Origin of the sequence: Sedimentitalea nanhaiensis DSM 24252 (genome assembly GCF_000473225.1) — a bacterium.
Classification (GTDB): domain Bacteria; phylum Pseudomonadota; class Alphaproteobacteria; order Rhodobacterales; family Rhodobacteraceae; genus Sedimentitalea; species Sedimentitalea nanhaiensis.
This window is the reverse complement of record NZ_KI421509.1, coordinates 1310991-1326154: the sequence shown is the minus strand read 5'-3', so window position 1 is coordinate 1326154 and position 15164 is coordinate 1310991. Positions and strand designations below refer to the sequence as shown.

The 15164-nt window shown below is 59.8% G+C and carries 11 protein-coding genes; 7 read left to right on the top strand and 4 right to left on the bottom strand.

Going from position 1 to position 15164, the window contains the following annotated elements; genetic code table 11:
• Positions 1–5: 5 nt before the first annotated feature.
• From nuoL to NANH_RS0108160, 6 genes are read left to right on the top strand one after another with little or no spacing between them, the layout of a single operon-like run.
• Entirely contained in the window at positions 6–2135 is a 2130-nt protein-coding gene (nuoL, locus tag NANH_RS0108185; RefSeq protein WP_027261589.1) for an NADH-quinone oxidoreductase subunit L, read from the top strand.
• Positions 2135–3676, top strand: a complete 1542-nt coding sequence (locus tag NANH_RS0108180; protein ID WP_027261588.1) for an NADH-quinone oxidoreductase subunit M — start codon at positions 2135–2137, stop codon at positions 3674–3676. Before nuoL ends, NANH_RS0108180 begins: the two co-directional genes overlap by 1 nt.
• 13 nt (positions 3677–3689) lie before the next feature.
• Positions 3690–5129, top strand: coding sequence for an NADH-quinone oxidoreductase subunit NuoN (nuoN, locus tag NANH_RS0108175; RefSeq protein WP_027261587.1), 1440 nt, complete (start codon positions 3690–3692; stop codon positions 5127–5129).
• Positions 5119–5871, top strand: coding sequence for a biotin--[acetyl-CoA-carboxylase] ligase (locus NANH_RS0108170; protein WP_027261586.1), 753 nt, complete (start codon positions 5119–5121; stop codon positions 5869–5871). Before nuoN ends, NANH_RS0108170 begins: the two co-directional genes overlap by 11 nt.
• Positions 5872–5882: 11 nt before the next feature.
• Complete coding sequence (locus tag NANH_RS0108165; protein ID WP_027261585.1) at positions 5883–6656, top strand: type III pantothenate kinase; 774 nt, start codon at positions 5883–5885, stop codon at positions 6654–6656.
• Between the two features lie 4 nt (positions 6657–6660).
• Positions 6661–8328 carry a ribonuclease J gene (locus NANH_RS0108160; RefSeq protein ID WP_027261584.1) on the top strand — a complete coding sequence of 556 codons (1668 nt, stop codon included), beginning with the start codon at positions 6661–6663 and terminating at the stop codon, positions 8326–8328.
• Between the two features lie 78 nt (positions 8329–8406).
• Here NANH_RS0108160 and NANH_RS0108155 read toward each other — a convergent pair whose 3' ends face one another.
• The 3 genes from NANH_RS0108155 to NANH_RS0108145 all read right to left on the bottom strand — a co-directional run bounded on the left by NANH_RS0108155 (position 8407) and on the right by NANH_RS0108145 (position 12630).
• A complete protein-coding gene (locus NANH_RS0108155; RefSeq protein WP_027261583.1) occupies positions 8407–9852 on the bottom strand; it encodes a DEAD/DEAH box helicase in 1446 nt (481 codons plus the stop codon).
• Between the two features lie 151 nt (positions 9853–10003).
• Positions 10004–11005 (bottom strand): glycosyltransferase family 2 protein, encoded by a 1002-nt coding sequence (locus NANH_RS25780; RefSeq protein WP_051372615.1) that lies wholly within the window; start codon positions 11003–11005, stop codon positions 10004–10006.
• A gap of 17 nt (positions 11006–11022) precedes the next feature.
• Positions 11023–12630, bottom strand: coding sequence for a peptide chain release factor 3 (locus tag NANH_RS0108145; protein WP_027261582.1), 1608 nt, complete (start codon positions 12628–12630; stop codon positions 11023–11025).
• Positions 12631–12852: 222 nt separating this feature from the next.
• Between NANH_RS0108145 and NANH_RS0108135 the strand changes: the two genes are divergently transcribed.
• Positions 12853–14487, top strand: coding sequence for a SulP family inorganic anion transporter (locus NANH_RS0108135; protein WP_027261581.1), 1635 nt, complete (start codon positions 12853–12855; stop codon positions 14485–14487).
• 37 nt (positions 14488–14524) lie between these two features.
• Here NANH_RS0108135 and NANH_RS0108130 read toward each other — a convergent pair whose 3' ends face one another.
• On the bottom strand, positions 14525–15130 hold the full coding sequence (locus NANH_RS0108130) for a flavin reductase family protein (protein WP_027261580.1): 606 nt from the start codon (positions 15128–15130) through the stop codon (positions 14525–14527).
• Positions 15131–15164 lie beyond the last annotated feature (34 nt).

Here is a 15164-nt window from a genome sequence, read left to right as displayed (position 1 = left end):
GCACAATGGAAACCATCATCCTCTTTGCCCCGCTGGTGGGTTCACTGATCTGCGGTTTTGGCTGGAAACTGATTGGCGAAACCGCTGCGCTGTGGGTGTCGACAGGCCTGCTTTTCCTGTCCGCGCTGCTCAGCTGGGCGGTCTTCGTCAATTTTGACGGCGTGACCGAACAGGTTCAGATCCTGCGCTTTATCGAAAGCGGTTCGTTGACCACCGACTGGTCGATCCGGCTGGACCGGCTGACTGCGATCATGCTGATCGTCATCACCACCGTGTCCAGCCTCGTGCATCTGTACAGCTTTGGCTACATGGACAAGGATCCGCAGTGGAAAGAGGGCGAGACCTACAAGCCGCGCTTCTTTGCCTATCTGTCCTTCTTTACCTTTGCGATGCTGGCGCTGGTAACGGCGGATAATCTGGTGCAGATGTTCTTTGGCTGGGAAGGTGTCGGTGTCGCGTCCTATCTGTTGATCGGATTCTATTACCGCAAGCCTTCGGCCAATGCCGCCGCGATCAAGGCTTTTGTGGTCAACCGCGTGGGCGATTTCGGATTTTCGCTTGGGATTTTCACGCTGTTCTTTCTGGTGGACAGCATTAACTTTGACGATATCTTCAGCGCCGCTCCGACGCTGGCGGAAACCCAATTGACGTTCCTCTGGAGTGAGTGGAATGCCGCGAATCTGGTCGCGGTGCTGCTGTTTATCGGCGCGATGGGGAAATCCGCTCAGTTGTTTCTGCACACCTGGCTGCCGGACGCGATGGAAGGTCCGACCCCAGTGTCGGCTCTGATCCACGCCGCGACCATGGTGACGGCAGGGGTGTTTCTGGTCTGCCGGATGTCGCCACTGATGGAATTCGCCCCCGAGGCGATGGCCTTTGTCACCGTACTGGGCGCGACGACGGCGTTTTTTGCAGCCACGGTCGGATTGGTTCAGACCGACATCAAGCGCGTCATTGCCTATTCCACCTGTTCACAGCTGGGCTATATGTTCGTGGCGGCGGGTGTCGGGATGTATTCGGCCGCGATGTTCCATCTGCTGACCCATGCGTTCTTTAAGGCGCTGCTGTTTTTGGGCGCGGGTTCGGTCATTCATGCGATGCACCACGAACAGGACATGACCAACTACGGCGCCCTGCGCAAACGCATCCCTTATACCTATTGGGCGATGATGATTGGCACGCTGGCAATCACAGGTGTCGGCATTCCATTGACCCAAATCGGTTTTGCCGGATTCCTGTCCAAAGACGCGATTATTGAAAGCGCCTGGGCGGGCGGGTCGTCCTATGGCTTCTGGCTGCTGGTCATTGCTGCGGCATTTACAAGCTTTTACAGCTGGCGGCTGATGTTCCTGACCTTCTATGGCCAGGCGCGTGGGGACAAGCATACCCATGAACATGCCCATGAAAGCCCGTTGACCATGTTGATACCGCTGGGTGTGCTGAGTCTGGGCGCGGTGCTGGCTGGGATGGTGTGGTACAGCAGCTTCTTTGGACATGCGGATCAGGTCGGGAAATTCTACGGAATTCCGGTTGCCGAAGCGGGGGCATATGGCGAGGAAACCTCGGTCGAAGGCGACCACGGCACCGAGAGCCAGTCCGCCGAAAGCCAAGGGCATGGCGAAGGCGCCGGCGATGCCGCCACTGTGGAAGGCGAACATCACTATGTATTCGCCGGCAGGCCGGGCGAAGGGGCGTTGTATTTCGGCAAGGACAACCACGTGCTGGACGATGCCCATGCTGCGCCGGTCTGGGTCAAGGTCTCGCCCTTTGTGGCGATGCTGGGTGGTCTGATTATGGCGATCTGGTTCTATATTCTGAACCCGTCGTTGCCGGGCCGACTGGCCGAAAACCAGCGCCCGCTGTACTTGTTTCTCAAGAACAAGTGGTATTTCGACGAAATCTATGCCGCGATCTTTGTGCGCCCTGTCATCGGCATCGGACGGGTATTGTGGAAACGCGGCGATGGCAGCGCGATTGACGGCTTCCTGAACGGCGTGGCTTTGGGCATCGTGCCCTTCTTCACCCGCCTCGCAGGGCGCGCGCAGTCCGGCTTTATCTTTACGTACGCCTTCTGGATGGTTCTGGGCATTGCCGCCCTTGTGACATGGATGACGATCGGCGGAGGAGCGCACTGATGGACAATATCCTTTCCATTGTCACCTTTATCCCCGCCCTTGCGGCGTTGATCCTGGTGGTGTTCCTGCGCGGCGAAGACGAGGCAGCGCAGCGAAATGCCAAATACGTGGCGTTGTTTGCCACCTCCGTCACCTTCTTGGTGTCGCTGGGCATCTATTTTCAATTCGACCCTGCCGACACCGGTTTCCAGTTCGTCGAACAGTCGCAGTGGTTGCTGGGTCTGCAATACAAGATGGGCGTGGATGGGATCAGTGTGCTGTTCGTCATGCTGACCACCTTCATCATGCCGCTGACCATTCTCGCCAGTTGGAACGTCACCGCGCGGGTCAAGGAATACATGGTGGCCTTCCTGCTGCTGGAAACCCTGATGCTGGGCGTGTTCATGGCGCTGGATCTGGTGCTGTTCTACCTGTTCTTTGAGGCCGGGCTGATCCCGATGTTCCTGATCATCGGGATCTGGGGCGGCAAGGACCGGATCTATGCGTCCTTCAAGTTCTTCCTCTACACCTTCCTGGGATCCGTGCTGATGCTGGTGGCGATGGTTGGCATGTTTGCCGATGCTGGAACCACCGATATCGAAGTGCTGATGACCCATCAGTTTGCCTTTGAGAATTACGATCTGCTGGGCATTCATGTCGTTGGCGGGATGCAGACACTGATGTTCCTCGCGTTCTTTGCCAGCTTTGCAGTGAAGATGCCGATGTGGCCGGTGCACACATGGTTGCCCGATGCGCACGTTCAGGCTCCGACTGCGGGGTCCGTCGTTCTGGCTGCGATTCTGCTGAAGATGGGGGGCTATGGGTTTCTGCGGTTCAGCTTGCCGATGTTCCCGGTCGGCTCAGAGGTGATGGCCCCGCTGGTGCTCTGGTTGAGCGCGATTGCCATCGTCTATACCTCGCTGGTGGCTCTGGTGCAGGAGGACATGAAGAAGCTGATCGCCTATTCCTCGGTGGCGCATATGGGTTTTGTAACCATGGGCATCTTTGCCGCCAATCAGCAGGGCGTCGACGGGGCGATCTTTCAGATGCTCAGCCACGGGTTCATTTCGGCTGCCTTGTTTCTGATTGTTGGCGTGATCTATGACCGGATGCATACCCGTGAAATCGAGGCCTATGGCGGTCTGGTGGTGCGGATGCCGGCCTTTGCGCTGGTGTTCATGTTCTTCACCATGGGTAATGTTGGCTTGCCGGGGACCAGCGGTTTCATCGGTGAATTCCTGACACTGGCGGGGATCTTTCAGGTCAACACCTGGGTCGCCGCAGTTGCGACCAGCGGTGTGATCTTCAGTGCCTGTTACGCTTTGTGGCTGTATCGGCGGGTGGTGTTCGGTGACCTGATCAAGGAAAGCCTGAAGACCATCACCGACATGACGGCGCGCGAGCGGTTCATCTTCGCTCCGCTGATCGCGATGACCCTTCTGTTGGGCATCTACCCGTCGCTGGTGACCGATATCATCGGGCCGTCCACAACGGCGTTGATCAGCAATTTTGACACTTCGCTCGCTGCGGCCGAGGCCGCCAGCCAGCACGCATCGAACTGAGGGGGCCGTGGGCATGATCCAGGCTGATCTGACCATTATCCTGCCGGAAATCATTCTGGCGGTGTTTGCCATGCTGGCGCTGCTTGTCGCGGTGTACAGCGTCAAGGACGGGCTGGCTTCGGTGCTGGTCTGGGCAACCTCGGCGCTGATGCTGGTGCTTGCGGTGTTCATCGCCAGCAAGGGGATGGGCACGAATATCGCCTTTGGCGGTATGTATGTCGACGATGGGTTTTCGCGCTTTTCCAAGGTGGCGATCCTGGTATCGGCTGCTGCCGTTCTGCTGATGAGCCGCGAATACATGGCCCGCCGGGGGCTGTTGCGGTTTGAATACCCGTTGCTGATTGCCCTGTCGGTTGTTGGCATGATGATGATGGTGAGCGCCGGTGATCTGATGTCTCTGTACATGGGGCTCGAACTGCAGTCGCTGGCGCTGTACGTGGTTGCCGCGTTGCGTCGGGACAGTGTGAAATCGACCGAGGCGGGGTTGAAATACTTCGTTCTGGGTGCGCTCAGCTCGGGGTTGCTGCTGTATGGGGCGTCGCTGGTCTATGGCTTTGCGGGCACCACGCTGTTTTCGGGCATCATCCAGACCACCCATCATGGCGAAGTGTCCCTGGGGCTGTTGTTTGGCCTGATCTTCCTGATCTCCGGCCTTGCCTTCAAGGTCAGCGCGGTTCCGTTTCACATGTGGACACCGGATGTGTACGAAGGCTCGCCCACACCGGTCACCGCCTTTTTTGCCACCGCGCCCAAGATGGCGGCAATGGGTCTGTTCGCGCGCGTGCTGCATGACGCCTTTGGTGCCGCTGTCGCCGATTGGCAGCAGGTGATTGCCCTGTTGTCGGTGTTGTCGATGTTCCTGGGGGCCGTCGCTGCGATCGGGCAGCGGGATATCAAGCGGCTGATGGCCTATTCATCGATCGCCCATATGGGGTTCGCAATGATGGGGCTGGCGGCGGGCACGGCGTTTGGCGTGCAGGCGATGCTGATTTACATGGCGATCTATGTGACGATGAACGTCGGCACATTTGCCTTTGTCCTGATGATGGAAAAGGACGGTCAGCCGGTCACGGACATTGCGTCGCTCAACCTTTACGCCAGGCGCGAGCCCGGCAAGGCGCTGGCGATGCTGGTGCTGCTGTTCTCGCTAGCGGGTGTGCCGCCAATGCTGGGCTTTTTCGGCAAATTCTATGTGCTGCGCGCGGCCTATGAGGGCGGTTTGGCCTGGCTTGCGGTTGCGGGTGTTGTCGCCTCGGTAATTGGTGCGTTCTACTATCTGCGCATCGTCTTTTACATGTATTTCGGCGAAGAGGGCGAAGAGCTGGACAAGAATCGCTCGCCGGTTCTTTGGGGGTTTCTGATGGCGTCGGCGGCGGTCATGTTGGTGGGCATTGTCAACATGTTTGGTGTCGAAGGTGCTGCGGTGGCGGCGGCGGTCACGCTTGTCAACTGACTGGCCGGACGGTTATGGCAAACGGGTGCTGGCCGAGGTGGACAGCACCCTGAACGAAGCGGCGCGCATTGCACCGACGCTATCCGGTCCCGAATGGATACTGGCGCATCGCCAGACGGCGGCGCGGGGTCGTCGCGGGCGCAGATGGACCAACACATCGGGTAACCTGGCGGCGACGCTGGTCATGTTTCCCAAAGACCCTGCCGCAACTGCCGCGCTTCGGTCCTTTGTCACGGCGCTGGCATTGTTTGACGCTTGTGTCGCGGTCAGCGGGCGCAGCGATGGCTTTGCTCTGAAGTGGCCGAATGACGTATTGCTCAATGGGGGCAAGCTGGCGGGTATCCTGCTGGAGAGCGCCGGGCAGGCGGGTTCCATGATTCATCTCTCCATCGGGGTCGGCGTCAATCTGATCGACGCCCCGGCAGGCGATGCGGTCGAGGCCGGTGCTGTGCGCCCGGTGTCGCTGTTGTCAGAAACCGGGGCGCAGGTCGACCCCGAGACCTTTCTGACCCATCTGGCGGCTGCTTATGCCCGATACGAAACCCAATTCACCACTTACGGGTTTGCACCGATCCGGGCGGCCTGGCTGGCGCGGGCGGCGCGCCTGGGCGAAGTGATCACTGCACGCACCGTAACAACCGAGACCACCGGCACCTTCGAGACGGTGGACGGGCAGGGCAGCCTGGTCCTAAACACCGCTCGTGGCCGCGTGGGTATTGCCGCAGCGGACGTATTTTTCTGAAAGGAACGCAGATGCTTCTGGCTATCGATTGCGGCAATACAAACACCGTTTTCTCGATCTGGGATGGCACTTCCTTTCTGTGCACCCTGCGCACGTCGACGCATCATGCGCGCACTGCGGATGCCTATTTCACCTGGTACGCGACCCTTGTGAAGCACTATGGAATTGATGCCGACATCACCGATGTGATCATCAGTTCGACGGTCCCGCGCGTGGTTTTCAACCTGAGGGTGTTTGCGGATCGGTTCTTTGGCTGTCGACCGATGGTCGTGGGCAAGCCCGAATGCCTGCTGCCCCACCCGCCACGGGTGGACGAAGGCACCCAGGTCGGTCCAGACCGGCTGGTCAACACCGCAGCTGGTTTCGATCGCCATGGCGGGGACCTGATCGTTGTCGATTTCGGGACTGCGACGACTTTTGATGTTGTGGCTGCGGATGGGGCCTATATAGGCGGGGTGATTGCTCCGGGGGTTAACTTGAGCCTTGAGGCGCTGCATATGGCGGCGGCGGCTTTGCCCCATGTCGATATCAGCAATCCGCAACAGGTAATCGGCACCAACACTGTAGCCTGTATCCAGTCCGGTGTGTTCTGGGGATATGTCGGTTTGGTGCGCGAGATTTGCACAAGGATTAAGGGCGAGCGCGACCGCCCAATGAAGATTGTCGCGACCGGTGGGCTGGCACCGTTGTTCCAGCAAAGTGCGGATCTGTTCGACGTTATGGAAGAAGACCTGACGATGCATGGGCTGACCGTGATTCACGAATACAACAAGGAAAACTCATAACACAATGAGCAGCGAACGATTGATCTACCTGCCCCTCGGCGGGGCGGGCGAAATTGGCATGAATGCCTATCTCTATGGCTATGGCAAACCCGATGCCGAGCGTTTCATTCTGGTCGACCTGGGGGTGACCTTTCCGGATATGGACGGCACGCCGGGCGTTGACCTGATCCTGCCCGATATGACCTGGCTAAAGGAACGCGCCGACCGGCTGGATGCCATATTCATTACCCACGCACATGAGGATCACGTCGGTGCCGTGGCGCATTTTTATCGCGATCTGGGTGCGCCGGTCTATGCGCGGGCCTTCACCGCCAATATTGCACGGCGCAAACTGACCGAGCATGGCCACCCGGAAACGGCGGTCAGAACGGTTTCGGCCTGGCCAGAGCAGATCAATGCGGGTCCTTTCAAGGTCGGCTTTCTGCCGATCTCGCATTCGATCCCTGAAAGCGCCGGACTGGTCATCGACAGCCCGCAAGGGCGGGTCATCCACAGCGGTGATTTCAAACTGGACCCGACCCCGATTGTCGGTGAGGCCTTTGATCCCGAGCTTTGGGCCGAGGTCAGCAAAGGCGGCGTGCGGGCGCTGATCTGTGACTCGACCAACGTGTTCTCGCCTGATCCGGGACGTTCGGAACTCAGTGTCGGACCAGCGATCGAAGAACTTGTTTCAGAGGCACGCGGCATGGTGGTGGCGACGACATTCGCCAGCAACGTGGCGCGGGTCAAGACCCTGGCCGAGGCCGGACATCGGGCCGGTCGCTCTATTGTGCTGTTGGGCCGGGCGATGCGCCGGATGGTCGAGGCGGCGCAGGAAACCGGGGTCTTGTCGGGGTTTCCTACTGTCATCAGCCCCGAGGCGGCCCAGGATGTGCCGCGCGAAAACCTGATGCTGCTGGTCACTGGCAGCCAGGGGGAACGCCGGGCCGCCAGTGCGCAGCTGGCGCGCGGCAAGTACAACGGGTTGGAAATGAAAGAGGGGGACATGTTCCTGTTCTCATCCAAGACCATCCCGGGAAATGAACGCGGTGTGATCCGGATTATCAACGCCTTCAGCGAAAAGGGTGTCGATGTAGTTGATGACAGCGCGGGGCGTTATCACGTTTCGGGTCACGCCAACCGTCCCGATATCGAGCGGCTGCATGACATTGTCCGCCCACAGATGGTGATCCCGATGCATGGCGAGCACCGGCACCTGCGCGAACATGCCAAGCTGGCCATCGCGCGAGGGTATCAGTCGTCTGTTGCGGTCAACGGCATGATGATGGACCTGTCGGGCAATGCGCCCACCGTGGCGGAATTTATCGAGACCGGTCGCACCTATCTGGATGGATCGGTCAAGATCGGTGCCATGGACGGTGTGGTACGTGACCGGATCCGCATGGCATTGAACGGCCACGTTACAGTGACTGTGATCCTGGACGAGGATGACGACTTGTTGGGCGACCCCTGGTGCGAGAGCATGGGCCTGCCGGAAACCGGTAATTCGAACGCGTCTCTGGTCGAGGTCCTGGAAGAGGATCTGGGTCAGTTCATTGGACGGGCCACGGCCAAGACCATGAAAGATGACGACAAGCTGGAAGAGGCCCTGCGTCGCCTCGTGCGCCAGTCTGCTCAGACCGAGATTGGCAAGAAGCCCGAAGTCACGGTGGTGATCAGCCGGATGAGGTAGCCGCAATACAGTCCTAACGAAAAAGACCGCATCCGATTGGGTGCGGTCTTTTGAATTGTTTCAGAGGCCGTGGCCGCCCTAGCTGGCGCTGCGTTCCTGAAAACTCAGCGCGATGAAGCTGGGCAGGTGATCGCCCATCCCGATGACCTTGTTGCCGCTTGCGGCGTTGCGCTGCTGCGCGCGACTTCGCTCCGAAGAATCGTGTTCGGGTGCCGATTTGGGTTCAGGTGCAGACACCGGACCAGCCTCAGATACGGCCTCTGTAATGATGGATTCGGGCAGGGGGGTATTGCTGCTTTTGGAACTGCGGCTCCGGCTGCGCGGCGCAGGTTTCCTGACTTCTTCGGCGGTCCCGTCCACGGGGGGGGTGGCCGATTGCAACGGGTTGCCCAGGCGGGGGATTTCATTTTGCACCAGCCGCTCGATATCGGCCAGATTCTTCTCGTCGCGGGGTACACAGATCATCATGGCCTTGCCATCGCGACCGGCACGGCCGGTACGACCGATTCGGTGTACATAGTCCTCGGCATGGCCGGGCACGTCAAAGTTGAACACATGGCTGACGCTGGGTACATCCAGTCCTCGTGCCGCGACGTCCGACGCCACCAGGAAGCGCAGGCTTCCATCGCGGAACCCGTCCAGCGTACGTGTTCGCTGGCTCTGGTCCAGATCGCCGTGAATGGGTGCTGCATCGTAGCCGTATTTTTTCAGGCTCTTGGCGACGATATCCACATCCGTCTTGCGGTTGCAGAAGATGATCGCGTTGGTGCATTTCTCGCCTTCGGCATCGATCAGCGCGCGCAAGACCTTGCGTTTCTCGCTGGCTTCCCGGTCCTTGCGGCTGCCTTTGAACATGACCACGCATTGCGCGATGTTCTCGCCGGTGGTGGCTTGGCGCGCAACTTCGACCCGGGTTGGTGCCGACAGGAACGTGTTGGTGATACGCTCGATTTCGGGTGCCATGGTGGCTGAGAAGAACAGCGTTTGCCGGGTGAACGGTGTCAGGCTGAAAATGCGTTCGATATCGGGGATGAACCCCATGTCCAGCATCCGGTCGGCCTCGTCCACCACCATGATCTGCACGCCGGTCAACAGCAGCTTGCCGCGTTCAAAATGGTCCAGCAACCGGCCCGGCGTTGCAATCAGCACGTCGACGCCCTTGTCGATCAACTTGTCCTGCTCGCCAAAGCTGACGCCGCCAATGAGCAGCGCCTTGGTCAGTTTGACATGCTTTGCGTATGTGTCGAAATTCTCGGCCACCTGTGCAGCCAGCTCTCGCGTCGGGCACAGCACCAGGCTGCGCGGCATGCGCGCACGCGCACGGCCACGGGCCAGCATGGTGATCATCGGCAGGGTAAAGCTGGCGGTCTTGCCGGTTCCGGTCTGGGCGATGCCCAAGACATCCTTGCCCTCTAGAGCGGGGGGGATGGCGCCTTCTTGAATCGGGGTGGGTGATTCGTAGCCGGCCTCTTCGATGGCCTTAAGCACCTTGGGGTTCAGGTTCAGTTCAGAAAATTTTGTCATGTGTGTCCGTGTTTTGCGGACACTGTTTTGGCCCGCCGTCTGATCAGAGCCGGACCCCACTGGTCCTGCGCTTGTGCGCATCCTGGCTCGTGGCGCTGGACTAGCACGGGGTCGCGCGGCGGTCAAACAATGCTGTGAAATCGTGGATTTATTATGCGGTTGTCGCCGGATTGCCACCGCTCGGGTCAAATTGCGGAAACTGTTTCCGGCATTTTGTGGCCAGATCCAGGTCATGCAAGCGCAACAGGCCCTCGGTGCGCAGCCGGTTGCGATGATCCGGGGTGTCGGCACACAGCTCGTCATAGATCCGGCGCAGACCGGCTTCGCCCTGTTCGCGTTCGATGTTGCTAAGCAGGTCATGCAGGCTGAGCCCACCGGTTTCAGGGCTGCGGTTCGGGGCAAGCCCGGCGCGGTAGGATCCGTGCTCCAGGCGATAGCGATAGGCGCCGATCCAGTGCGCCCACCCCCGTGTGTGGCAATGGCACAGCTCGACTTGCGACAGATCCTGTTCGCCGGGGTTCATGCGTTCGCCCTGAAGCACCTTGTGGATCCTCATGGTGATGCCGGACAATCCGGTGCGCACGAACAGCTTGCCAGCGGTATGGCTGAGAAACCCGCCTTTCACGAAAGCTCCGAATTCAGGATAGAGGCGCCGTACGATGGTGTCGCGGTCCGGCCCGGCGGGGATAAACCCCTTGAAGGCCGCACCGGTGCCATCCAGTGCTTCGATCGGGCGAACGCGCGCACAATGGCAGCCAGGCGGCAGCGCCGACAGCAGAGTGCCCAGCGGGGCTTGCGGCCATAGAAACTCGTCTACATCGATATGGGCCAGCCAATCGACTTCGGGTGGGCGGTGATAGCCATGGGTGGCGTTCAGGCATTGACGGACCTGGTGCTTTTTGGGCCTCTGCTTGCCCATTTTTTCCCAATGCGCGGCATCGCAGGTAAAGACCCGCACCTTGGGGTGTGCCTTAAGAAAGCCAAATGTCGTCGGGTCGGGCGTGTCCAGGTAGAGATATAGCCGATGCGCGCCCAACTCTATGTGATGGGCGGCAAAACCCAGCACTTGATCGATGGGGGCCTTGACGGTTGCGACGATGCCCCAGCGTGCGGTCGGCCCCTCGGACCTGGTGGATACAGGTAAAGGTGTCAAAGCGGCGGGCACGCGCGTCAGACCATCATTTCCTTGGTCGCGGTCAGGCGCACGTCCGGATAGTCGCGTTCGATCCGGTCGATGTCCCATTGCAGCCGGGTGAGGTACACGATGTCGCCGTCGTGGTCATGTGCGATATGCTGTTTGTTGGCATCCACGAATTTGTCCACCGCCGTCTTGTCGCCGTTGACCCAGCGCGCACTTTTGAATTGGCTGGCCTCGAACCGCACCGGCAGGCCGTATTCCAGTTCGATCCGGCTGGCCAGGACTTCGAATTGCAGCGCGCCGACGACGCCGACGATAAACCCGGACCCGATTGAGGGTTTGAACACCTTGGCGGCACCTTCTTCGGCGAATTGCATCAGCGCCTTTTCCAGATGTTTGGATTTCAGCGGATCGCCTGCGCGCACGCCCTGCAACAATTCGGGCGCAAAGCTGGGTATGCCAGTCACGCGCAGGGCTTCGCCTTCGGTCAGGGTGTCGCCAATGCGCAGTTGCCCATGGTTGGGGATGCCGATGATGTCACCGGCCCAGGCCTCTTCCGCCAACTCGCGGTCGCTGGCCAAAAATAGCACCGGATTGGTGATTGCCATGGGTTTCCTGGAGCGCACATGGGTCAGCTTCATCCCACGTTTGAAGTGACCGCTGGCCATGCGCACAAAGGCGACCCGGTCGCGGTGTTTCGGATCCATGTTGGCCTGAACCTTGAACACAAACCCCGACACCTTGGTTTCTTCGGGGGAAATCTGTCGGGGCGTGGCTTTTTGAATCTGCGGTTCGGGGCCATAGGTGCCGATGCCATCCATCAGTTCCTTGACGCCAAAGCTGTTGATGGCCGAACCGAACCAGATCGGGGTCATGTGCCCTTCCAGAACCGCCTGCGGGTTCAGGGAGGGCAACAATGCACGGGCCATTTCCAATTCTTCCCGGAGCTGATCCAGCAGGTTGGCGGGCACATGTTCAACCAGTTTCGGGTCGTCCAGCCCGTTGATCTTGATGCTTTCGGCCACCTTGTTGCGGTCGGCACGGTCCATCAGCTCCAGCCGGTCCCGCAGGATGTCGTAACAGCCGACAAAGTCTCTGCCCTGGCCGATGGGCCAGCTGGCCGGGGTGACGTCGATGGCCAGGTTTTCCTGGATCTCGTCGATGATCTCAAACACGTCCCGGCTTTCGCGGTCCATCTTGTTACAGAACGTCAGGATCGGCAGGTCGCGCAACCGGCAGACCTCAAACAGCTTTTGGGTCTGGCTTTCCACGCCCTTGGCCCCGTCGATGACCATCACGGCGGCGTCGACAGCGGTCAGGGTGCGATAAGTGTCTTCGGAAAAATCGCTGTGACCCGGGGTGTCCACCAGGTTGAAGCGGAAGGCGCCATAATCAAAGGACATGGCCGAGGCCGAGACCGAGATGCCACGGTCCTTTTCCATCTGCATAAAGTCGGACCGCGTGCGCCGCGCTTCGCCTTTGGCGCGCACCTGGCCCGCCATCTGGATTGCGCCACCGTATAGCAGAAATTTTTCAGTGAGCGTCGTCTTGCCTGCATCCGGATGCGAGATGATCGCAAAGGTGCGGCGGCGCGCGATTTCGGGCGGCAGTTCGGGGCGGTTTGTGGCGGTGTCCAACATGTCCGGGCGTATAGGTAAGGTTTCACCCAAGCGCAAGAAAATCGGAGATGGGGCTGCGCTTCCTCGGTGCTCTTCGACGGGCATCGCGGCGGTTTCATCGATGGCTCGGCCATGTTGCTGGCGCATGACTGGCATTTTGCGGGTGGGATGGCCTTTTGAACCCATTGCAGTTAAGAGGGCGGCTTGCTGCGCGAACAGCTTGAAACCAACAGGAACGCCTTCATGCCCCGAGCCATTCTGGCGGCTTTCGCCAATCGTCTTGTTATGCCCGATCTCAGATGGATGCCGGACGACGGGCTGACCCCTTCACGATTGCGCATTGAACTGCTGTCCGGGCTGACCGTTGCACTTGCCCTTGTACCCGAAGCGGTGGCGTTTGCCTTTGTTGCCGGCGTTCACCCGCTGGTCGGTCTGTATGCGGCGTTTCTGGTGGGCTTGATCACCGCGCTGTTTGGCGGACGACCGGGTATGATCTCGGGCGCGACCGGAGCCCTGGCCGTGGTCATGGTGGCGCTGGTGGCGCAGCATGGCGTCGAATACCTGTTCGCTACCGTGGTTCTGATGGGGATACTGCAAATGTTCGCCGGAATCATGCAGTGGGGCAAGTTCATCCGTCTTGTCCCGCACCCGGTGATGCTGGGTTTCGTAAACGGGCTGGCCATCGTGATTTTCCTGGCGCAGATGGGACAGTTCAAGGTGCCCGGCAGCATGCAGAATACCGGTCACGGCATGTCCGGTGGCGAATGGCTGAGTGGCACGCCGCTGTACATGATGTTGGGTCTGGTGGGGCTGACCATGGCGATCATCTGGGTGATGCCGCGAGTCACTCGGATCATTCCTGCACCGCTGGCTGGAATTGGCATTGTGGCGGGGCTGGTGATCGCAATGGGGCTTGACGTACCACGTGTCGGTGATCTTGCGTCGATCCAGGGGGGGCTGCCCGCCTTTCATATTCCGATGGTGCCACTGACATGGGAAACGTTTGAAATCATCCTGCCCTATTCGGTCATCCTGGCCGCTATTGGTCTGATCGAAAGCCTGCTGACCCTCAACCTGGTGGGTGAAATTACCGGCAAACGCGGTGGCGCGAGCCAGGAATGTATTGCGCAGGGAATCGCAAATACAGTGACCGGATTTTTCGGTGGCATGGGCGGTTGCGCGATGATCGGGCAGTCGATGATCAACGTCAAATCCGGCGGCCGGACTCGCGTGGCCGGAATTGCGGCGGCGGTGTTCCTGCTGATATTCATCCTGTTCGCGGCCCCGGTGATCGAGCTGATTCCGCTGGCGGCATTGGTTGGCGTGATGTTCATGGTTGTCATCGGCACCTTCGCCTGGAACAGCCTGACCATCCTGCGCAAGGTGCCGCTGACCGACGCTTTTGTGATCCTTTTGGTTACCGTGGTCACGGTGATGGAGGATCTGGCCGTGGCCGTTGTGGTCGGGGTGATCGTTTCGGCGCTGGCCTATGCGTGGAGCAACGCCCGCCGCATCAGCGCCCATACCCGCGAGTCGGCGACCGACAAGGGGGCCAAGGTTTATGAAATTCGCGGTCCGCTGTTCTTTGGTTCGTCAGACGGGTTTGCGGAACTGTTCGATATCGATGGCGACCCGGATACGGTGATCGTGGACTTTGCCGAAAGCCGGGTGGTGGATCAATCCGCGTTGCAGGCCATCGAGGCGATCGCGCAGAAATATGAAACGGCCGGAAAGCGGATCAAGCTGCGCCATCTCAGCCGCGATTGCCACAGCCTGCTCAAGAAGGCGGGCCACCTGATGGTGGACAGCGACGACGACCCCGATTACGCGTTGGCGGTGGATTATTCGGTTCGTACCGGCATCCTCGGTGGGCACTAGGCGGGGGCATCAGAGTGGGTCGCCTTGGCGACACGGTCTAGTCATCCGGGCGGGCCAGTTCGAAAACCTCGGTCACCCGCGCATAGTCGCGGTATCCCAATCGGGCCAGAGGTTGGAATGTGGTGACATCGAACCGTCCATCGCGCAGGCAATCGTCGCGCATGTGGATGCCGGTCACTTCGCCCAACACCAGGCGGTTGGCTGCACCGGGCAGCGTGACGATTTGTGTCAACTTGCATTCCAGTGACGCCGGTGCCCCCTGAACGCGGCCACAATCGATGGTTTCGCATTCTATCGCCGCGATCCCGGCGGCTGTGAATTCATCCTGATCCTTGTCGAGCGCCGCCGAACTGGCGTTCATCGTGTCGCGGGCGGCGTATTCCACGATGTTGACGCAGAAAACGCCGGTTTCCGCGATGTTTGCAACGCTGTCCTTGGTGCCGTCCCGATCTGGTTTCTCGCCGGTTGAGGCAAACATGACCTGAGGTGGAACATAGGCCACGGCGTTAAAGAACGAATAAGGCGCCAGGTTGTTGGTGCCATCCGCCGCACGGCTTGAAATCCAACCAATGGGGCGCGGTGTAACGATCGCATTGAAGGGGTTATGGGGCAGGCCGTGGCCATCCTCGGGGCGGTAGAACATCGATCTCTCCAGTTGTTTGCCCCAGACCTAGCGG